This is a genomic window from Trichodesmium erythraeum IMS101 (genome assembly GCF_000014265.1).
GTDB lineage: Bacteria > Cyanobacteriota > Cyanobacteriia > Cyanobacteriales > Microcoleaceae > Trichodesmium > Trichodesmium erythraeum.
In genome coordinates this window covers 2,078,949-2,102,225 of sequence record NC_008312.1, presented here as the reverse complement: position 1 = coordinate 2,102,225, position 23,277 = coordinate 2,078,949, and the positions used below count along the sequence as shown (strand labels likewise).

Here is a 23,277-nt window from a genome sequence, read left to right as displayed (position 1 = left end):
AATATATACTAAAGTACCCACTTAAATTTTGTCATTTTTTTAATTGTGTCATTGTCAATTGTTAAGTCCTAAATATTTCATTTGATTTAATATTTATTAAAAAATACCAATTAAGAAGATAGGATTCAAGTTATATTAATTACTATGCATTAATATCATAAATATCATAGTTAAGTAGGCAGGCAAAATCTAAATATTCCTCCTCGTACTCTACTACCCTATTTTACAACTATTTTTGCCTACCTACTTAAATATAAATCTAACTTTAAGAAGTATACAAAAATAAGGAATTTAAATTAATGTACTTAAGAAATATATATCTAAATAGTTTTTCATACCTCAAATATATACCAAAAACTTTGACATTCAATGCCCTCCAGAACAGCGCACATGGAGAAAAATTTCCCAGAAAATTCCCCAGAAAATTAGAGCCCTTGCCTTGCCTAGTATTCCTATTCGCTTGATTTTAACGAAAGTTGAAGATGATACTCTCACTTTTGAATCAAGTTTCATTGATACTGAGAGAAAGCCGGTTTAGCCATCATTACTAGACATTAATATTCGTCAACGGGTTTCTAACCAACCTTTTGTGGCAGTTAGTATTATTCCTACAGGAGTAAGAGCTGAAATAGGAGGTTTTGCCGGAGATGCTACTCCTAGTACTAATCTTTTAGCAACTGCTTGTGACTATCTAATCACTAATCCCAATGCAGTTACAGCATCAGATATCTATTTCGCTCAGGATAATGTTCTGTACCTAGAAGGTAATTTAATCTGTCAGTTGCTCCTGGGCAATATTGGGGTAATTCCAGAAAAGCGCAAAAATATTGCAGCAATTATCGAAAAGCCCAAAGATGAAAGATTTTTAAATAATGTTCTGAATGCTCTCAATGGCTTGCGTGCTGTAGGAGGTATTAATATTGACCCTGTAGTGGTAACAGGTGGTCCTGTTGAAACTGAATGTACCTATTCCCAGTATGGAAATGCTTCCGGGGAATTTAAAGGGATGGACGAGTTGATGAAGGCTTTGGATGTAGTGGAAAAATCTGATGTTAGGGCAGTAGCTTTAATGACCACTTTGCAAGTAGATGACAAAGTACGTCAAGCTTAATACCGAGGAGAATCTATTGCCAATCCCTGGGGTGGTGCAGAAGCAATTCTGACCCACATGACTACTAATTTCTATCCTTTTACTGCTGCCCATGCTCCCTTGTTATTGGAGTGGGAACATACAGGATTTGGTAAATTAGTAGATCCTAGGGATGGAGCCGAATTAATTTCCAGTGCTTATGTTTGTTCTCCTCTAAATGGTTTAATCAATTCTCCTCGCCCGGTAAAATTTGATACTCCTTTAGCAGCAGGTGAAACTAGGATATCTGTTGAAAATATTTCCGCAGTGGTAATGCCAGAAACAACTGTAGGAAATATACCTTTCTTAGCGTCTTTAGACCAAGGGGTTCCTATAATCTTAGTGAAAGATAATACTACGAATTACGATATTACTCCTGAAAAATTACAAATTGAAACTCAGGGGCATAAAATATATCGTGTAAATAGCTATATGGAAGCGACAGGATTACTGTTAGCTTTACGGAATGGGATTACGATAGAAAGTACAATTCGCCCCATACCACAACTTAAGCCAATTTTGCTGTAAATTGATGAATCAAGTATCTTCTACCTATAAGCTGATTGCATCCCACAATCAGGATATTCAGATTAGCCTCTATACTCCTGCTCATCAAGGTATTAAAAGTAATGGTCATCGTCTGAGTGCAGAAATTTACCAATATGATGCACCATTTCTGACTCGTCCTCGTACTGAAAATATAGAGAAGCATTTCTCTAAGCTGTATGGTACAAAACATACTTTCTGGCTCACAGCAGGAGGTAGTCAAGGAGTTTTAACCACTTGTGCTTTACTAGGTACTCAGTATAAAAAAGTGGCGATCGCCCTCAATAGTCATATTTCCACTATAAACGGCATCATCTTAGCAGGATTAGAGCCTTATTTTATTGATTCTGAGTCGCTGATGCCTACTACTGATGAGGTAATTACGGCTTTAGAAACGAGTGGCGTATCAGCACTGTTACTAACTCATCCAAGTTATGAAGGGGTAACTATCGAGCTTGCCACCATCGCTAATTATTGTCAGAAGCATGGGATAGCTCTAGCAGTAGATGAAGCTCACGGTAGTCATTTTCCCTTTCTTGACGAACAATGGCAATCGGCAATTAGTGTTGGTGCAGATATAGTTTCCCATAGTATGCACAAATATGCCGGAAGTTTAGTACAAACTGGTTTGTTACATTTACCTAAATCTTCCCAGTTTAGCACCGAACAAGTGATGGGGGTTTTACCTTTGTTTGAAACTACTACCCGCAGTAATTTGTTGATGCTGAGTCTTGAAGATGCTATTAAAAGGGGGTATTCTGAATCAGGCAAGGCTTTATTTGACAAAGCTATTCAAGAGTGCGACCTCCTGCGTAGTCAGTTAGATAGTTATGGTCAGGTTTTAACTTACGATCCTCAAGTTACCGATCCTCTGAAAATTTATTTAAAGAGCGATCGCATGACAGGGGAAGAGTTAGCAGAATTTTTGTATGAATATGGCATAGATGGGGAATTTGCAGGAGAGGAGGGATTATTATTAATTTTCTCTTTTCATCACAATCCACAGGATTTCCAATTTATGCGGGAAACTCTGGCTAAAGTTGTAGCAATTTTGAGGGAAAAACCCATAAAACAGATTGTACCTGACAGTTACTTTTCCCGTCGCCCTCAAATAAATACTTTACCTAAAGATGCTTTCTTTTGCCGGAAAGAAAAGTTACCCATTGGGGAAGTATTAGGTAAAATTAGTAGTTGTTGGATTAAGAAAGTTCCCCCAGGGAGTCCGATTTTGATACCAGGAGAAGAAGTAACTAATTGGCACATAGAACGTTTATCTCCTGATACTGTTGTTGAAGTAGTAGGTGCGTAATTAAAAATGGTCGAAGAACAATCCAAAGATTTCTTAGAAGCAAGACCTTGGTTATCAGGGATTTGTGATACTCAAAGCACTGAGGAATTAAAAAATAAGTATGATGGTTGGGCTAAGACTTATGATACAGATGTCAGAAAAGATTGGTTTTTTATGCCTGGTAATATAGCAATAACATTAAGCCAACTGCTTCCTCACAAAGAAACCGCAATTCTGGATGCTGGTGCTGGAACGGGTTTAGTGGGTGAAGCTTTAGCCCAACAAGGATATACAAATATTACTGCTGTTGATTTGTCAGAAAAAATGCTGGCGATCGCTAAAGAGAGAGAAGTTTACAAGGCTCTCCATCACTGTAATTTAGAAGATTCCCAAATTTTTAACAATTCAGTAACTTTTGATGCTATTATTGCAGCAGGAGTTTTTGCTTATGCCCATGCTGGTGTTAAGGTATTAAACAATCTATTCGGTCTTTTAAGAGAGGACGGAATTTTTTTGTTGACGATACGGGAAGACTATCGCCGTGAAATGCAGATAGCATTAGATAAATTACCGTGGACATTAGTCAGTGAAGAAAATTTTACGATCTATGACGAAGCCAAGTTGATGTATCTTCTTGGTTTTAAAAGGGAGGGATATTAATGAATACTAAAATTGACCAATCCACTCGATCTGAGCAAGAAACCTTGGATAATAAAAGGTTCGTTAAAATCTCCGATCGAGAAGATAGATGTGATATTCCCAAGTCGGCTTGGAGACCTCTGACAAACAATGCTTATTTACAGACTTGGAAAGGGGTGCTTTTGGAGAAAGACCCTATGCAAATAGCAGCTTATCCGATGCTGCTGCGGGAGTTACAACCGAAGACAATTATTGAACTGGGTGCGCTCAAAGGGGGAAGTGCAATTTGGTTAGCAGATCACTTAGAATTATTTGGTATTGAAGGTGAGGTTTACTGTGTTGATAATGACCTTTCTCAACTTGATGAAAAAGCTAAAACAGACTCTAGGATTAATTTTTTAGAAGGTGATTGTCGAGAAATTAATGCTGTTTTACCCACAGGGTTGCTTGTCTCACTGCCTCATCCTTGGTTAATTATAGAGGATGTTCATGATAATCTAGTTGGTATTCTTAAGCATTTTCATCACAATGGTCTGCAAACTGGAGATTACCTGATTATCGAAGACACCAATAAGTTCATGTGGGAAGTATGGTATGATTGGGAAGACCAGGAATTAATTCAGCGAGGAGGGCGCAAGCTTGATGAATTGAGAAGCTGGTTAATGAAGCATCAAGATGAGTACTTAATCGATGCTTACTATCAAGATATTTACGGTTATAATGCTTCAAAAAATTGGAATTCTATTTTAAAAAGGATTTAAATAAAATGATGAATGAATCTAGAATCAAAGAGATCAAGAACACTTGGCAAAAAAAGGGGTTCAAGTGCGAAATTTCAATTACTCCGCCTGGAGAGTTTTGGTCAAGTGATGGTCATGAAACAGACGAGATAATTATACCCTTGGAAGGGGAATTAGAATTGTCTTTACAAGGTAAAGTCTTTACAAGGTAAAACTTTTCGCTCCACCATTGGGGAAGAAATAATTATTCCTGCTGGTGAACCTCATACATTTAAGAGTGTTGGCAAAGTAGCTAGTCGTGTGTATTGGCTCTATGGCTACGAACATGAAAAAGGTGTGACTGGAACTCGTGTATCGTAAATGGCTCAAGGATTTAGGGATTACTTGTGGAGTTTGCTAATTTTGTTGTAGTCAAAAGGCAGACAGATGAAATACTTTTGGCAAATTTTAGCAAGTAATGTTTCATGTTACTTATTTATAGGCACTTAAGATTAAATTAGGCATTACAGCGGTTTTCCTGCACGGTAAACCAGAGTAGGGAGGTTAGACAGACAAAAATTTCCTATAGGGAATGCTACGCGACATATAAAGTGGAGCTTTGCGTCAGCAAAACGTCCCTACAAAATTTTGGTGATGGCGATGTGGTTTATCCATAGGTAATACCATTTTCAAAAATAATGCTATACCGATCTGCTGGGAAAGTGTGGGAGTGTGGGGAGTGTGGGGAGGAGTAAACATAAGAATAATAAACATTAACTAAGCTATTATTAGTAAAAAATGATTTATCCTGTATTAATTACTTAATAACTGAAGTATAGCCTAAGTATAGCAATATTTTTGGGAATTGGTATAAGTAATAGCTATAATAATTATTTTACAAGTTTAGATTAGCAGTTTCCAAAAGCTCAATAACTGCTGAAACCGCTGTCTGAATCGATCCCTGAACCGAAGCATGATTAATAGCTAAATGTTCCCCCGCAAAGAATACACGGGGATTATTTATAGGATAAGGTTGACCAAGAAAAGGTTGATATTTCTCGCGATCGCCAGGGGCAAAATAAGCATAAGAACCAGAACCCGGATTATTATCTTCATCCCAAATACTATGAACAACATCATCAGTATATTGTTTAATATTAGGATGTAGTTGTGAAATTTCTTCTAAGGTTAAATCTGTTTTATTTGACTCATCTAAAGTAACAAACTTTCTAGAATTATCTTCCCAACGATAAGCAGCAGTTAATACAGATGCCTGATAAGAAATATCTTTATTCTTAACCACAAAATGAGGTTGAGAAAAATTGTTTCCATCTAATTTAGCATTATCGCAAGGATACCGACACTTTTCAATATTTAAGTCTGTAAAACTGCCCCCACCATAAATATTTTCTGTAAATTCCCAAGGACGAGCAGTGCAGTGTAATAGACTTTTACTAGAACTACAATAACCTAAATTGTTAATAGCTTCCTGTTGTTTGCTAGGTAAAATAGGGTCAAAATTAATCCGAGCTAAAGCAGTAGTTGGAACAGTACAAATAATATAGTCAAATTCTGCAGTCTGTTGCTTATCCAACTTATTCCAGTCAACTTGAACCCCTTTATCTGTCATCGCTATATTTGTTACTTTTGCTTCAGTCTCAATTTTTCCTGATATTCTTTTAACCAAAGCCTTAATTAAAGTTTCCATTCCTCCAATTAATTCATATTGTTCAACTTGATGCCAAGCAAAGAAGTCAATTAAACCATTTAATAGAGAAACTTTTTCATAATGAATTGCTCCAGTAGCATGACCTAACAACTGAAAAGCATCGGGAGAAAGATGACTACAAAAATAGTCAGTAACTGTTAAATCATCCCATTTTCTAACTCGATCGCTGGTAAAAGTAGGCGCAAATAACTCCCATTTCTCCTGTTCAGAGAAAGAATTAATTAACTCTGACAATAACTGGTCGTAAATTACCCCAGGGTCTTCTTTTTCATCAGAGGTTAAATTATAAACAGAAAAAAGTTCTTGATAATTATCTAAACGAGTTTTCTTTCCCCTCAGGTAATAAAAAGTTGCAGGATTGTAATTAATAAAAGGTCTTTTTGGTAACTTAAACTTATCTATATAATGTAAAGTGCAACCATGACTTGTAGGAATCCGCATTGCACCTAACTCTCCATAAGTTCCATCACTAAAATAATGAGTCTTAATCCTTCCTCCTAAGCGATAATCAGACTCTAATAAAGTAACTTTATGGTTTAGTTGACTTAGTTCGTAAGCACTAACAAGTCCGGCAATTCCTCCGCCAATAATTGCAACTTGTTTGCGAGTACCGCCCTGGTCATAGGGAATAAGAGAACCAGGATGACTATACAAGCGTTCAAAAGAAAATGGACTATCTAACTCTAAAATGTGATTATACATATATCGAGAGTACAAAGTGATGGCTAAAAAAAACATTCCCCCCCAGAAAATTGGGGAGTGGCGGATACTGCTTTAAGATTCTAATTTCTACAACTCTTTCAAAAATGCTACATTTAGTTTATATAAAAACAAGAGGTAAAACTATAAGTAAAAAAAATAATACATCTATTATAGTCACTGGTTAAGTAATAGATACTATTATGAAGACTGGAAGTCTTCGCAGTTCTAAAGATTCACTTTCTAAGGAAAGTAATACATCTATGAATATATCAGAAAATGTAGATGATAGTAATTTAGAAACAGGAAATATTGACAAAATACTTGAAAAATCTCAACTAGAGGCATAAATTGAGAAACTTAGAAAGGAAATTCAACCACTATTAGAACATCTTGCCCAAAATCCCATAACTGCAAATGAAGCTTTGGCAGAAATAGCCATTCAACAGTAAATAAATAATCATCAAACTTTCAAACGGCGATTAATAAATGCTTAGAAAGCAGAGGGTCTTGAAACATTAAAAGCAATATTTAATCATCCTGCTTTTTCTATTCCCGTTGAAACAGTGAAGGGGTTTTTGGAATGATGATAGTATCTTGAGCAGATAATTGAAAATATTAGGTAGATTAAGCGATCGCTGATTCACTAAAAGTTAAAACCTTTCTAGATCTATGAAGAAATCTCATAAAAAGAATCTTACGGCGGTTTATCACTCCTTATACCCATTATCTATTTCTCTACAACTTTCAACTCAACTGCTCATCTGGGGGACTAAAATCCAAATCCCCCCAACCTCCAATTTTTGAGATGTTCTTTGAATAAAGGATATTGCTTTGCTCTATCTGCTAATTCCTTTGCTGCTTTTTGTTCAGCTTCTTCAGAAGAGTAAGTTTTATAAAGCTGGTTTAAAAGTTATGAGCAACTTCCTCCACTAGTTTTTCCTGTAAAAGTTGATAGTAAGTAAGTTTAGATAATCTATACATCTATCATCTATTTCTCTACAACTTCAAACTCAACTGCTCATCCGGCGGACTAAAACCCAAATGCCTCCAACCAGCCGCAGTCACAACTCGACCACGAGGAGTACGCTGCATAAATCCAATCTGCATCAAATACGGCTCATAAACCTCCTCAATAGTTTGAGCATCCTCCCCAGTTGCTGCAGCCATAGTCTCCAAACCAGCAGGACCACCATTATAATTCTCAATCATAGTCCTCAATAAATTACGGTCAGTCCAATCTAAACCAAGAGGGTCAACATTAAACAACTCCAAAGCTTCACCTGCAATCTCAGCATTTATCGGAGTCAACTTTTTCACCTCCGAATAATCTCTCACTCTTCTCAATAAACGATTAGCAATTCGAGGCGTACCCCTGGAACGACGGGCAACCTCCTCAGCACCATCCTCTGTAATATCCGTATTTAAGACTTTTGCTGCTCGGATAATAATTAAACTCAGTTCATCAACCTCATAAAACCGTAACCTCTGAATAATTCCGAAGCGATCGCGTAGAGGAGAAGTCAAAGAACCCACTTTAGTAGTTGCTCCTACCAAAGTAAAAGGTTTGAGAGGAATACTCCTAGTCTTAGAGCTCTTACCTTGCCCAACCGTAATATCTAGTCGAAAATCTTCCATCGCCGGATAAAGTATTTCTTCGGTCATTTTAGAAAGGCGATGAATTTCATCTATAAACAAAATATCCCCTTTTTGTAAACCTACTAACAAACCAACTATATCTCTAGGTTTTTCAATAGCAGGTGCAGTTGTAATCTTACAATTAACCTCCATTTCTGCTGCCAATATTAGAGACATAGTAGTCTTCCCCAATCCTGGAGGACCATACAATAGTAAATGGTCTAGAGATTCTTTTCTAGATTTAGCCGCCGAAATCGCAATATTCAACACCTCTTTTAGGTCTTTCTGTCCGATATATTCATCTAACCTTTGAGGTCGGATTTTTTCCTCATTTTGATTATCACTTTTTTCTGCAGCAGATGCCTCTGGTTCTAATAAAGCTTCTACTTCCGATCTTTGAGCTTGAGACTTTGATTTTTTCGTTTTATATTTATATGAAACTTGATTTTCTGAGGCTAAGAAAATGTCATCATCTGGCCTTTCTGGTTGAGGAGATTGTTTTTTAGAAGAAATTATGGCCATAACTGGAAAATTATATCTAACATCCTTATTATCATACAAAGTAGTGTATTTAATAACTGTCCCATATTTATGAAATCATTATTATCAGTATCAGAAAATATAACATTTGAAGAGGCGATCGCCCTAACTCAAGAAATTATGTCCGAGATAGAAACAGGTCAGCTATCAGAAACTAAAATAGAATCATTAATTGGAGATTTAGTCAAGAGCAAAAATGGTGCTAGAGGATTTTTCGTCAGTTATCTTACAGATTCTCGAGCTTTAGCGGATAATCCATCACCCTCAGTATTCAAAGCTTTAGAATCAGCTCCAGAGATAGTAGTAGAACTGTTGATTAAAAATTTGGCCATGTGTTCGGCAATGGTAGTCCACCATCAGCGAAATCAAGATGAAAAGGCAGCCAATGAATCCAAAAAAGTGCGATCGCGAACCACAAAACTAATAAAAAGCATTAAAATACCCAGTTTATCAGGTAATATTCAGGAATTATATCAAGGTATAACTACTTGCGAGGGAAACTACAAAGGCTTTTTAAAACGCTGGGGCTATGATACTGAGCAATTAAAAGCAATTAAGGAAGTGATAGAACCCTTACTTAGGGCTTGCTAAAAAAAAGGACTTTATCAACTAAGTCCAGTAGGGAACGTAAATTAAATAAAACCGGAAATCTGTAGTTTGTGCCTGAGAAAGCTCTTGAGCGTAATTAATTTTCTCCGGCTTCCGGCTTGTTCTCATTCGTAAGTAGTTTATACTAAATCCGGTTTACATGAGGTGGGTTTTCCACTTACCAAAAATTTATGATGAAAAGTATTATCCGCAAAACCAGCAGAGTTAGTAATTGGCTAACCGTGGTAAATACTGATTGGTTAGTTAATTTAAACTTATTATTCACATTAGTACGAAGGGATTTAGAGGCCAGGTATAAAGGCTCAATTCTTGGAAATTTATGGCCACTACTCAATCAGCTATCCCAACTTTTAATTTATACCTACGTCTTCTCAATTATTCTTAAAGTTAAACTGAGCCTCAGAGGATTACCAGAAGATAGTAAGCTAACCTTTGGACTATGGCTATTTGCAGGATTAATAGCTTGGCTAGCTTTCACTAATGGATTAACTCAAGCTTCTGGATGTGTAATTAGACAGCCCAATTTAGTTAAAAAATTAGTCTTTCCACTCAGTTTATTACCCTTAGTTCCTATTCTTTCAACATTTCTAGAAAGTACATTTGGGTTAATAGCTTTAATAGGAATGCTTTATATATCATCTGGGGTAATAAATCAAACATTATGGCTACTACCTATAGTATTTATACCTCAACTTTTATTAACAGCAGGTTTAGGATATTTTACTGCCGGATTAACAGTATTTTTACGGGATATTCCACAGACTTTAGGAGTAATTATTAATCTTTGGTTTTATGTTACACCAATAGTATATCCTGCATCAGTAATTCCAGAAAATTGGAGAGTTTGGGTATTTTGGTGTAATCCTTTAACAGCGATAGTCGAAGTATATCGTGACCTAATATTAGTAGGAGAAATTCAACACTGGGGAGAATTAGGAATTGCTACTTTAATGTCTACACTAATATTTTATTTTGGCTTGTGGGTTTATCAAAAATTACGTCCTGCTTTTGCCGATGTTTTATGAAAGTATTCATTCCCTAACTATTAGCTTAATATTCACCCCCTTTAAAAGCGAGGTTTAAATGAAAAATATAATTTTTCATGCTTAAAAGAGAATACTTTGACAGTAACCTTAATTATACTGAATTTTTAATTACTTTTACTTCCTAAATTATGTAAGAGCTTATAGTTAATAAGCAAATACTTACAAAAAAAAGGATTAAAATTTGATAATTTATACAGTATATAGTATACCATAACAATTACCTTTTTATTGATAAGTTTTAATTCTCCTTGGAGACTAATTCCTCCTTGGATATAATAAGAATAAGTTAATAACTTATTACAAATAGCCATCAGCTATTTGTACAGCATTCCCCAGGAAACGCTTACATATAAAATCCATGATACCTGAAACTGTAATTTCACTACAAAATGTTTCTAAATGTTTTAAACGGTACCAACATCCTGTAGACCGTTTAAAAGAAATTTTACTCCCTGGAAAAAGTTGTGCTGATGAATTTTGGGCAGTACAAAATATAAATATAGAAATAGAAAAAGGGCATACTTTAGGAATTGTAGGACGGAATGGTTCAGGAAAAAGTACTCTTTTACAAATAATTGTGGGAACTCTAACGCCAACAACAGGAAAAGTAAAAATTCAAGGGAGAATTTCTGCACTACTAGAACTTGGTAGTGGATTTAATCCAGAATTTACAGGGAGACAAAACGTTTTTTTTAACGGTCAACTATTAGGATTAAAAACATCAGAAATAGAAGCAAAATTTGACCAAATCGCTAGTTTTGCCGATATTGGTGATTTTATTGACCAACCTGTAAAAACTTATTCTAGCGGAATGTTTATTAGATTAGGATTTGCTGTAGCTACCAGTGTAGATCCAGATATTTTAGTAGTTGATGAAGCACTTTCAGTAGGAGATGAAGCATTTCAAAGAAAATGTTTTGCACGTATTCAAGACATTCAAGAAAGAGGAGGTACAATTTTATTTGTGTCTCATGCTGCTTCAACAGTGGTTCAGCTTTGTGACTCAGCAATTTTGATGGATCATGGGGAAATGTTGCTTTATCATACTCCTAAATATGTAGTTTCTAAATATCAGAAATTAATCTATGCTTTTCCAGATAAAATTCCATCAATAAGAGAAGAAATTCGCCAAATTCCTAATTTAACCATTCAAGATTTATTTGATGATCAAAATACAGATAAATCACCATCTAAATCGGCAATAAATAGTGAAAATCTAGATCAATATCAGATTGCACAATCAATAGAATACGAAGAAATTTATGATCCAGATATGATACCCTCAAATACCATACATTATCCTGATAAAGGAGCAAAAATTATTGACCCCCATATTATTACTTTGGAAGGTAAAAGGGTAAATCATTTAGTTAACCGCCGGGAATATTACTATACATATAGAGTAAAATTTATTAATTCAACATCCAAAATTAGGTTTGGAATGTTAATAAAAACTCTCAGTGGTTTTGAGTTAGGAGGAGCATCTTTACATGGTTATACTAAATCAGTAGAATATATTGCAGCACAACAAATAGTTATAGTTAAATTTAGGTTCAAATGTTTACTAAATCCTGGTGTATATTTTTTAAATGCTGGAGTTGTTGGAATGGCAAACGATCATCTAACCTATTTATCCCGTTGCATTGACATTGCAATGTTTAAAGTCCAACATTATAGTGATTCATGCGGTACAGGTGTCATTGACTTTTTAATAGAACCTAGCTTAAACATTGAGCATAATACTCTGAACAATAAAGCCAAAATTGAATCTATTTAAAATAGAAATAGGGTAGAAAAAATCAGATTATTTCAGTTATTATTTATTAGTAGCAACTACTGAATCCTTATACTTCAAATACCTATAGGGAATATTTTTTTATTCCCAATTAAAAGGAACTTGAAAAATATTACATTTACCCATTAATTAATTAAAAATTGTAGATGTTTGTTCATAAAACTTCTACGATAAAAATATTTTTTTTAAATTGTACTACCTCTTTCTTAAACCTTAACCTTGATTGTTAGATATTTTATATGGTAAAAAAAACGAGAGAAACAAATTAAAATATAAAAATATGAACCCTGAAAAAATAGATTTCAATAACAAGTTAATTATAGATCAATTTATTCAAGACCAAACTAAAAAATCTGACAAAATAAACGTGATAATTCATCCACAAGATGAAATGTATCTCTATGCTTTGAAAAATACAGACGGGAGGAAAGATGAAGCATTGCTACGATATTTTTCTAATGGAAAAAGAATTTTAGATGCAGTAAAACAAATTGTAGAATGGTATTTTGATGGATTTGAAAATATATCCTCTTTTCTAGACTTTGCTAGTGGTTATGGTCGTTTTAGTAGGTTTTTGGTTCAAGAAATACCAAACAATAAAATATGGGTTTCGGATATTTATCCCAAAGCAGTAGAATTTCAAAAACAACAGTTTGGTGTCGAAGGGATAGTTTCAACTAATTATCCAGAAAACTATCAAATAAATCAAAAATTTGACTGCATTTTTGCTTGTTCTTTTTTTAGTCACACTCCCCAAAAAACTTTTACTAGTTGGTTAGAAAAATTATATAGTAGCTTGACTGAAAATGGTATATTAATCTTCAGTACTCATGATTTATCTTTAATGACTATAGAGGCAGACGTAGAAGCAGAAGAAATTTATTTTACTCCAGAAAGTGAAAGTCTTTTTCTGAAAACTGAAGATTATGGAGTTACTTATGTGGGAGAAAAATGGGTAGCTAAAGTAATTCAAAAAGTTACTCAGGGAAAGGCAAAATGGCATCGAATTCAAAGAGGTCTTTGTGGACATCATGACTTATATATTATCAGAAAGAAGGAAGCAAGAAGAAGTAATAAGGAACAAGTTGGGGAACAAATAGATGAATTATTAAACTTTCATTGTCATCCTGATGGAGGTTGCAAAAAAATTCAAATGACAGTTACAGGAGATATTTATTTAGAGGGATGGGCAGCAGATATTAATCCAGAAGAAAAGGTAGAAAAAATATCATTTTTAATCAATGGAAACGAAGTAGAAAGCTGTTACCCAAAGCCTGAAAATAAAACTCAAAAATATCAATGGTCATCTACTATTAATACTCAAAATTTATCAGCAAATGACATTATACTAGTTAAAATTATTAATAATTTTAATTTGGAGCGAGTAGTTAATATTTATCCCGTTCATAACATCGCATTAATACCACCAAATGATCTATTACTAAGAATAAGTGGCAACCCGAGTATCAAAGCTTTTATTAGTTCATTTGATGACCTAAGATATACCGTAAAAAGTTATCTTCAAACCGCAGGATTTAATTTTAATCAATTTGAGAAAATACTAGATTTTGGTTGTGGGGTAGGGCGTTACTTAATGGCATTTGAACCTGAACTTTCCCCTAATCAAAAACTATTTGGTTGTGACGTTTTTGCCGAATGTGCTGAATGGTGTCAAGAAAATATTAAATTTGCCACTGTCAAAAATAACGATATTCAGCCACCGTTACCTTTTGAAAATAATCAGTTTGATTTAATTAATGCTATCTCAGTATTTACTCATCTAAGTTTAGATTTACAACATCTTTGGGCGTGGGATATTTATCGAGTTTTACGACCAGGTGGAATATTATTTATGACTCTTCACGGACCTCAATTTTTCCCCATAGTTTATGATGTTTTTCGCAGTGGAAATTCTCATATAGCAGAAATGTATAGTATTGGTGAAGAGGGATTATTTTTATATCTTGACCATCAAGGAGAAACAGATGGTCAAGGTCAACATACTATTGCAGCAGTTCATACACCAACAGCTTACCAGGAAATATTTTCTATGTTTAAACACATTAAAAGATTTCCTCAAAGTAATTTAGCAAATGGTCAAGATTTATATATTTTACAAAAACCAATTTCTGGAAGTTTAGTTGCTCAACCTATTAATATTAAGTCAGAAGTAAGAAGTCAGAAATCAGACATTAATAATTTTAGTAAAAAGAAAGATGCGGAAAATATTACCAAAAAAATAACAGGAGATATCAATTTAGAACTCCTAAATAATAATTTAGAAATTAATAATTTTCTAAAGACAGAAAATGTGGGAAATGCTACGGAAGAAATAGTAGGAAAAGAGATAGAAGTAGAAAAAATACTCATATCTGATAATGGAGAAGGTGAAAATTTGTCAGAGAAAATATTGTCTGATAGTCAAACAAAGGAGCAACTAACAACACAAGTAGGAAACATACCTTTATCTAATGATGTAAAAACTGGAAATTTATCTGAAAAAGTATTCTGTGAGAGTCATCAATATCATACTGAGATGAAATTTCAAATAGAAGGTCAAAAAGTATTTAGAGCTTATCCACAAATAGAACCGTTAGGTACTTATTCTATTGGCTGTAAAATTGAGATTGTTAATAACAAAAATGGAGAAATTTTAGTACAAAAAACTCTGCCACTAAACAATAAAAATATATTTGGTAAAACTAATTATGGTTTGATAGAAATAGAAATTCCTGAATATTCAGGAGAAGTAATTGTCAGATTAAAAACTGTAATTACTGATAGAATCACTTTACCACCAGAACAAGAAGTATTAGTATCTTGGAATTTTGCAAACTTTGCTTAATATTAAGGAGGAAAATTAGATGAAAACAACAGCTTTGATTATTGCCGGAATGCACCGTTCAGGAACCTCCTTAACTGCTTCTTTATTTCAAAGTTTAGGAGTGAATATAGGAGAAAAATTACTCGGTCCTGAATTGGGAAATATTAGAGGGCATTTTGAAGATATTGAGTTTGTAGAACTCCATAAAAAAATATTGCGGTCGCAACATATAGATGACCTCGGTAGTAACTTAGAAACTCAAGAAATTGTAGTCAAGAAGCCAAACTTAAAAATAGCAAGAAAACTTATAAAAAATCGTCAAGAAGAAAATGAAAAATCTCACAAAATATGGGGATGGAAAGACCCTAGGACTACATTATTTTTAAACTTTTGGTTAAAGTTATTGCCCGATGCTAAATTTATTTTTGTTTATCGTTCTCCTTGGGAAGTAGTAGACTCTCTTTATCGACGAAGTACAGATAAAAAGTTATTGGATCAACCAGAAATAGCTGTAAAAATGTGGTTGAATTACAATCAGAGAATATTAGACTTTTATCAACAATGTTCAGCAAAATGTTTAATAGGTAAAGTTGATATTATTGGTAGAGATCCTGAAAGCTTTATCCAGGCAGTTAACGAAAAATTTGAAATGAATTTACCAGCACCTTCTCCTGAGATTTTTGCTGAATCATTATTGGTGAAAGACATTAGCCAAACCAATAAACCTAGTCTCATAGAAAAATATTTTCCAGAAACATTAGAAACTTATCAGCAACTAGAAAAAAATGGCATAGGTGGAGATTTAGAGGTCAACATCCAAGAGTCGAAGGTTAAAAGTGAATCAGAATTATGGGAGTTTAGGGATTGGTTCAATATTCGATGTTTAGAAAAACAAGTTAGTAGTTTAGAAACAGATGTAGAAAAATGGCAAAAAATATTTAAAGAAGCACAAAAAAAGGTAGGAAAATTAGAATCCGAATTAGGTGAAACTCAGCAACAAATTAATATTAGGTCAGTTAAGCTCGAAGAGTCTAGTAAAAAGATAGAATTACTAGAAATAGAATTAGGTAAAACTCAAGTTCAACTCGAAGGTAAAGTAAAAAATTTACAAGCATCTCAAACTAAAGTAGTCACATTAGAAAGAACACTAGGGCAGACTCAATCTCAACTGGAAAATAATCAAACAAAATTACAAGAGTCTCAACAGAAAATTATTAGATTAGAAGTAGACTTAGGGCAAACTCAGACACAATTTAATAACTCAAAAACTAGGTTTAAAGAAGCTTTAGTCAAAATATTTAGTTTAGAAACAGAATTAGGAAAAACTCAAGTTCAACTAGAAGGTACTCAGATTAAATTTACTGAATCTCAGAAAAAATTATTAGGAGTAGAAACTGACTTTGGGCAAAGTCAAATGAAACTTGAGAGAAATCAAATTAAGTTAGGAGAGTCTCAGGAAAAAATTGGAATATTAGAAACTAAGTTAGGTCAGACTACACTACGACTTAATGGCAATATTCTGAAATTACAAGAGTCTCAAACTAAAATTCAACTGTTAGAAACAGAATTTGGAGAAGCTCAAAGATTACTCGATGGTACTCAGATAAAATTATTAGAATCTCAAAATAAAATTCAATTCCTAGAAACAGAATTCGGAGAAGCTCAAAGATTACTCGATGGTACTCAGGTAAAATTATTAGAATCTCAAAATAAAATTCAATTCCTGGAAACAGAATTAGGGCAAACTCAAGGAGTATTGGGACAAACTCAAGCCACTCTCCAAGAAACTCAAGCTACTCTCCAAGAAACTCAAACCACTCTCCAAGAAACTCAAACCACTCTCCAAGAAACTCAAACCACTCTCCAAGAAACTCAAACCACTCTCCAAGAAACTCAAGCCACTCTCCAACAAACTCAAGCTCAATTAGATGCTCAACACTACGAAACAGAAATGCTTAGGGCAGAAATTTCTGGGATGAAATCTTCCAAATTCTGGAAACTACGAGAAAAGTGGTTTAGTTTGAAAGGAAAACTAAAAAAGAAACTGAAAAATTTACGAGGGCGCTTCATTTTTTCTATCGACTCCCCTATTAATTGGAAAATTTCCAACTCCCAAATAGAAATAGTAGGTTGGTGTTTCCACAATAGTATTCTCAAGATCCAAAATATTCGTGCCAGAGTAGGAACCGAAGTTTTTTTTGGTAAGTATGGTATCCCACGACCAGATGTTGCCCAACAATATAATGATATTTCTACTGCTCAAAATTCTGGCTTTCAAATATCTGTACAACTTTCCCCAGGAAATTACCAATTAATACTTGAAGTAGAAGAAAAGAAAGGAAAGTGGCATGAATTGGTAACCTACCCCATATCAATATCTACCGTCGAAGCAAATTTTGATGCTCCCACAAACTGGCAACAAAGGGAGGGAGTAATTTTATTTGCTGGTTGGTGTTGCCATCGAGAAGAGAAAATTACCAAATTAGTTCTTAAATATGGGGATATTTCTGTAGACTGCGCTTATGGTTTGCGTCGGAAAGATGTAGAGGAAATTTTCCCAAATTGGGTAGGAAGTGGCCATAGTGGCTTTGAAGTAACCGTTGAACTTCCACCCGGAAAATGGCAAGTTAGTTTAGAAGCATATTTGGAAAGTGGGGAAATAGTTGGTTTTCCTTGCTCAGAAGTTTTGCAACTAAAACGTTATGGTTTTTGGGAAAAAGCTAAAGATAAATTTCGGCAATTATCCAAATTTACTCAAGCTATTCAAAAACGAATTTCCGAAAGAAAACAAAGATTAGGTCGCATCATCCCCCTACCTTCAGAATTACCTAGTATTGCCCGACAAATATTAGCAATATATAGACAGCAGCAAAAACAAGGGGGAGATTTATTGCTTCCCCCTGGGTTTGTCCTACCAGAAACTGTAGATGTTTATGATGCTTGGTTGGCAGTAAATAACTGGGGCGATCGCTCCCGTCAATATTTAATATCCCGTTTAGAAAGTTGTCGGACTCCTTTGCCAAAAATTTCTGTGGTTATGCCAGTTTATGATCCTCCTCTAAAATTTTTGCATCAGGGAATATCCAGTGTACTAAATCAAGTATACCAAAATTGGGAATTTTGTATAGCCGATGATTGTAGTAGTAATCCGAAAATTCGGGAAATTCTGACAGAAAGAGCTAAGACTGATTCCCGTATTAAACTTACATTCCGCTCTGAAAATGGCAATATTAGTGCTGCGACTAATTCCGCCGCCGAATTGGCCACGGGAGATTTTCTTCTCTTTTTGGATAATGATGATGAACTTACTCCGGATGCTTTGGGGGAAGTTGCTTTATATATAAGTCAAAATTCAGAGATAGATTTTCTTTATTCCGATGACGATAAAATTAGTACGGAAGGCAAAAGATTCGACCCTCAATTTAAACCAGAATATTCTCCAGAATTATTACTTTCCTATATGTATATAGGTCATTTGTGTGTAGTGAGAAAAGAAATTTTCGACAAAATAGGAGGATTTAGAATTGGTTTTGAAGGTTCTCAAGATTATGATTTTGCTTTAAGAGCAACAGAAATTTCTCGTCAAGTCGGACATTTACCTTTAGTGTTATATCATTGGCGAACAACTCCAGGTTCGACTGCTATTTCTGGAGGGGAAAAACCGAAAAGTTTTCTAGCAGGTCAAAAAGCACTTCAAGAAAGTTTAATTCGTCGAGGTGTGGCAGGAAATATTTATCAACCAGACTGGGCAGTGCGGGAAAAGTTAGGAATTTTTAAACCAACTTTTCCCGATCAAGGTGACTCAGTAACTATTATTATTCCAACGAAAAATCAGGTTAAGTTATTGAAAGCTTGTGTGGAGTCTTTGAGAAAGACAACCTATCAGAATTATCAAATTTTTGTGATTGATAATGAAAGTGATGAACCTGAAACTTTAGAATATTTGGCAGGTTTAAAATGTTTGTATTCTGGGGAAGATAATATATTAGTTTTTCCGATGAAAAATACTGATGGAAAATTTAATTTTGCTGCTATAAACAACCGCGCTGTCGAACAGGTAAAAACTGAGTATATTCTATTTCTAAATAATGACACAGAAATTATTTCTCCCTACTGGTTAAGTCAAATGATGGGATATGCAAAAATTCCTGGAGTCGGTGCGGTGGGTGCTAAGTTGATTTATCCGGATAAAAGAATTCAACATGCTGGTGTAATTCATGGTTTACACCATGGTTTAGCAGGTCATGCTTTTAAATTATTACATAGTGAAAATAGGGGTTATCTTTCCCAAGCGTTTGTTTCAAAAAATTATTCGGCAGTAACCGCAGCTTGTATGTTAACTCCCCGAAAATTATTTTTAGAATTAGGTGGTTTTGATGAGGAAAATTTTGCTGTTGCTTATAATGATGCTGACTATGGTTATCGACTTTTAAAAAGTGGTTATCGTTCGGTTTATTGTGCAGATGCTGAATTAATTCATAAGGAAGGAACGAGTCGGGGTTATTCTGATAATCCTCAAGAAGAGGCAAATTATCGTAGGAAATATTCTCAGATGATAGATGGGTTTTATAGTCCTCATTTGTCTCTAGAAAGTGATTGTTTTCAAATTCAACCGAGAAGATATTTTATTAGAAATTTAGAAGTCAGAAGTCAAAAGCCAGAAGTTTTTATGAATTCAGGTAGTTCTAAGAAAGAGCCGGAAATAAATACTCAAGTAAAAGTCGATAAATCTGATAAAGAGTCAGAAATAAATAATCAGACATTAGAGAAAAATTATCCAAATGAATCAGAAATAAATAATCAGATTAGTTATAGTACAGAAAACTTCTATACTTCTCAAAAAGAAGCTTTTCCCAGAATTAAAATATTGATGTGTAGTAATTCTTTAGACCTAACTGGTGCCCCACTTCATCAATTAGAAATAGCTCTAAAGTTAGCAAAAGATGGAATTGTTGAACCAATAATATTTTCCGTAAATGATGGGGAGTTAAGAGAAATTTATCAACAACAAAATATTCAAGTTATTGTTAAAGATAATCCTCTAGAACATATTTACGAAAGACATGCTTATGATACAGCTTTAACTACTTTTGCTCAAGAAATAAAATCTCTAAATATTGATGTGATGTATATCAATACTTTAGAAAATTTTTTTATGGTAGATGTGGCTCAAATGTTAAATATTCCCAGTGTCTGGAATGTGCATGAAAGTGAACCTTGGCAAACTTATTTTAATCGTTTTGGAAATGAGATAGCTGCCAGAGCATTAGAATGTTTCCGTTATCCTTATCGCATAATTTTTGTTTCTGATGCTACTCGAAATAGGTATCTTCCTTTAAATAGTCATCACAATTTTACAGTCATTCATAATGGACTAGATTTAGAATTATTAAAAAAAGCCAGCGCTAAATGGTCTAGACAAGAAGCAAGGTCAGTTTTAGGAGTAAAAGAAGATGAAATAGTTATTCTATTATTAGGTACTGTCTGTGAAAGGAAAGGTCAACATGACTTAATAAGAGCCCTATCATTTATGCCAGAAGAAGAAAGACAAAAAATTAAATGTTTTCTAGTAGGTGATCGCCCCAACCTTTACAGCTTAAAATTACACGAGCTTGTCAAAAACTTACCAGAAGAAATTCAACAAAGAGTAGAAATAGTAGGAGAAACTCCAGAAACAGCAAAATATTATCAAGCAGCAGATATATTTGTTTGTACTTCTCGCATAGAAAGTTTCCCCAGAGTAATATTAGAAGCAATGTCTTATAGTTTACCTATAGTTACTACTCCAGTTTTTGGCATAGTTGAACAAGTCAAGCCAAATATTAACGGTTTATTCTATACTCCTGAAAACCCAGAAGAATTAGCAAATGTTTTGACGTCTTTATTGATAGATGAAGAGTTACGTCATAAATTTGCTACTAATGCTAAATATGTATTGGAGTCATTAAATAACTTTGCAGAAATGACTGAAACTTACGGTCAAATATTCCAAGAAGCTTACTTTTGTAGAGTGTGAAAGTTATCTAAAGTCAGGACTTATGCAATGGTAATATATATAGATTTCAAAAGCTATAACGTTATATTTTAAAAGCTATATGTATGGTTTATGCGTAACTTATATAGAGGTTTACTTATTGATTTATACAACCCATAACTGTCTTTTTTATTGAAATATAGAGGTTTCAAGAAAACTGTTTTAGGTAGTCTAAAAATTATCGGAGTTTATCATCATGAAGGAAAATTAGAGTATAAAATTCTGAGCTTGAAACAGGAGATATCCTAATAATATTATCGTCTAGAAGTCGAAGTAGATAAAGTTATAAAGACAGAAATAAATTCTAGTGTTACCTATCAGCAATTTACATATTTATACTGTGCTAGATACATTGAGTAATTTGAAAATTGGGTCAAATTTTTCCTCAGAAAAAAACTTTTAATTATGGAAAATAAATACTTATTAGAGAGTCCTTAAGGAACTCTGAATAAAGTATTTTACTTTCTAAATTAGCAGACAAAATCTATAGATTATTTTCTGAATATTGAGGATAAAAAAAAATTATATTGACTCATAAATCCATCAAAATTTTCTTGAATACCTTTAATTATATAACTAAAAATAAAATAAACATATTCCTATCAACTTTACAAAAAAACACAACTTTATCTGGAAAAAATGAACATTAACAAGCCATATTTTTTAATAATTGGAGCCCAGAAATGTGGTACTAACTCCTTATATAAATATTTAGTTCAACATCCTTTAATTGCTCCATCTTTACAACATGAGATTCATTATTTTGATTTAAATTTTGACAAAGATTTAGAATGGTATAAATCACAATTTCCCGAATTAGAACTAGGAATGATTACTGGAGAATCAAGTCCTTACTATTTATTTCATCCTCTAGTAGCTCAAAGAGTTTTTGATAAATATCCTCAGATGAAACTAATTGTTCTTTTGAGGAACCCAACTGAAAGAGCTATTTCTCATTACTACCATGAAGTAAGATTAGGATCTGAATTTTTGAGTTTGAAAGAGGCGATCGCTACTGAAGAAACTCGTTTACAGGGAGAAGTTAATAAAATCATTCAAACAGGAACATATTATAGTTTTAACCATCAACATTATACATATCTAGCAAGGGGCAAATATATTGAACAACTCCAAAATTGGATGAGCATTTTTCCTAAAGAACAATTTCTCATTCTCAAAAGTGAAGACTTATTTAGTACTCCTCAAGAAACTATGAATAAAGTATTTCATTTTTTAGAGATACCTACATATTCCTCAGAAAAATATATTCAATATAATCCTGGTAATTACTCAAAACCTAGTCAAGAAATATATCAAGAATTAGTTGAATATTTTGAACCATACAATCAAAAATTAGTTGAATATATGAGAATTTACTTTTGACATCCTGCCTGACTTTTAGGAACTCTTAAACAACCGAACTATAACACCTATGCGGGTTGACATCTCACGGGCTGCTAGACTTATCCCCATACTTTCCTTGTTAGGAGAAGCAAGAGAGGTGGGTTAGCCTAGTCTTTATGTCCATTTTAAGTCTCGGAATGCCCGAGGGTGACTTACCAAAAATTCTTGTTGGTCTTTTCTTTATTTGTGCTTTGACATAAAGAAGTTACTCAGAAACCTGAAAGCTTCCCAAGTTCAACTCTCAACTTTTAAGTGGTCCGACAAACCTTTTTTATTCTGCACTATAGCAATTCTCACACTGAGTCGGTAAAAATTTATTTTAGTAGGGAAGATGCATCTAAGCTCCCCTAAAGATTAGTAAGCAAGGAAAACAGAGTATAGAAAAGAAGAAAAAAACTGTACATCATTACCTTGAAAAACTCTATATTTATGAGACAAGGCAGGTATTTAAACCAATCTTATTAAACAATTGAAAATCGCCCGATGGGTGGGCCAAGTGTTAAACCCAATTTTTCTTTAAGTCTTCAATTTTTGAAATAATTAAGCAAGTAATAAGGTTTGCTAATGACTTTTTTGTTGCTGTAGAAAATCTCAAAATCTTAGAAATAATGAGTAATGAATTTTGGTTATTCGTTAAA

The 23,277-nt window shown here is 33.8% G+C and carries 12 protein-coding genes and 1 pseudogene; 11 read left to right on the top strand and 2 right to left on the bottom strand.

All coding sequences use genetic code 11. From position 1 onward, the window contains the following. The first annotated feature begins 589 nt into the window (after positions 1 to 589). The 4 genes and pseudogenes from TERY_RS36380 (at position 590) to TERY_RS06350 (ending at position 4,363) form a co-directional block, all read left to right on the top strand. Positions 590 to 1,657: pseudogene (locus tag TERY_RS36380) on the top strand (DUF3326 domain-containing protein). 4 nt (positions 1,658 to 1,661) lie between these two features. Next, positions 1,662 to 2,984, top strand: a complete 1,323-nt coding sequence (locus tag TERY_RS06360) for a DegT/DnrJ/EryC1/StrS family aminotransferase (RefSeq protein ID WP_011611060.1) — start codon at positions 1,662 to 1,664, stop codon at positions 2,982 to 2,984. Positions 2,985 to 2,990: 6 nt separating this feature from the next. Further along, positions 2,991 to 3,623 (top strand): methyltransferase domain-containing protein, encoded by a 633-nt coding sequence (locus TERY_RS06355; RefSeq protein ID WP_011611059.1) that lies wholly within the window; start codon positions 2,991 to 2,993, stop codon positions 3,621 to 3,623. Next, positions 3,623 to 4,363 (top strand): CmcI family methyltransferase, encoded by a 741-nt coding sequence (locus TERY_RS06350; RefSeq protein ID WP_011611058.1) that lies wholly within the window; start codon positions 3,623 to 3,625, stop codon positions 4,361 to 4,363. Before TERY_RS06355 ends, TERY_RS06350 begins: the two co-directional genes overlap by 1 nt. An 853-nt stretch (positions 4,364 to 5,216) precedes the next feature. Here TERY_RS06350 and TERY_RS06340 read toward each other — a convergent pair. Next, positions 5,217 to 6,788, bottom strand: coding sequence for an FAD-dependent oxidoreductase (locus TERY_RS06340; RefSeq protein WP_011611057.1), 1,572 nt, complete (start codon positions 6,786 to 6,788; stop codon positions 5,217 to 5,219). A gap of 164 nt (positions 6,789 to 6,952) precedes the next feature. Between TERY_RS06340 and TERY_RS32520 the strand changes: the two genes are divergently transcribed. Continuing rightward, positions 6,953 to 7,099: a hypothetical protein gene (locus tag TERY_RS32520; RefSeq protein ID WP_155994338.1), complete on the top strand. Its 147-nt coding sequence runs from the start codon at positions 6,953 to 6,955 to the stop codon at positions 7,097 to 7,099. 649 nt (positions 7,100 to 7,748) lie between these two features. On the opposite strand, the gene ruvB is transcribed toward TERY_RS32520, so the two are convergent. Continuing rightward, on the bottom strand, positions 7,749 to 8,909 hold the full coding sequence (gene ruvB / locus TERY_RS06335) for a Holliday junction branch migration DNA helicase RuvB (protein ID WP_011611056.1): 1,161 nt from the start codon (positions 8,907 to 8,909) through the stop codon (positions 7,749 to 7,751). Positions 8,910 to 8,978: 69 nt separating this feature from the next. Between ruvB and TERY_RS06330 the strand changes: the two genes are divergently transcribed. The 6 genes from TERY_RS06330 (at position 8,979) to TERY_RS06305 (ending at position 22,618) form a co-directional block, all read left to right on the top strand. Beyond that, positions 8,979 to 9,518, top strand: a complete 540-nt coding sequence (locus TERY_RS06330) for a hypothetical protein (protein ID WP_011611055.1) — start codon at positions 8,979 to 8,981, stop codon at positions 9,516 to 9,518. 188 nt (positions 9,519 to 9,706) lie between these two features. Continuing rightward, a complete protein-coding gene (locus TERY_RS06325) occupies positions 9,707 to 10,561 on the top strand; it encodes an ABC transporter permease (protein WP_011611054.1) in 855 nt (284 codons plus the stop codon). Positions 10,562 to 10,940: 379 nt separating this feature from the next. After that, complete coding sequence (locus TERY_RS06320; RefSeq protein WP_011611053.1) at positions 10,941 to 12,359, top strand: Wzt carbohydrate-binding domain-containing protein; 1,419 nt, start codon at positions 10,941 to 10,943, stop codon at positions 12,357 to 12,359. A 298-nt stretch (positions 12,360 to 12,657) separates the two neighbouring features. After that, positions 12,658 to 15,222: a methyltransferase gene (locus tag TERY_RS24900; protein WP_011611052.1), complete on the top strand. Its 2,565-nt coding sequence runs from the start codon at positions 12,658 to 12,660 to the stop codon at positions 15,220 to 15,222. Between the two features lie 19 nt (positions 15,223 to 15,241). After that, entirely contained in the window at positions 15,242 to 21,217 is a 5,976-nt protein-coding gene (locus TERY_RS24895) for a glycosyltransferase (protein WP_011611051.1), read from the top strand. A gap of 657 nt (positions 21,218 to 21,874) precedes the next feature. Beyond that, complete coding sequence (locus tag TERY_RS06305) at positions 21,875 to 22,618, top strand: sulfotransferase domain-containing protein (protein WP_011611050.1); 744 nt, start codon at positions 21,875 to 21,877, stop codon at positions 22,616 to 22,618. Positions 22,619 to 23,277: the final 659 nt, after the last annotated feature.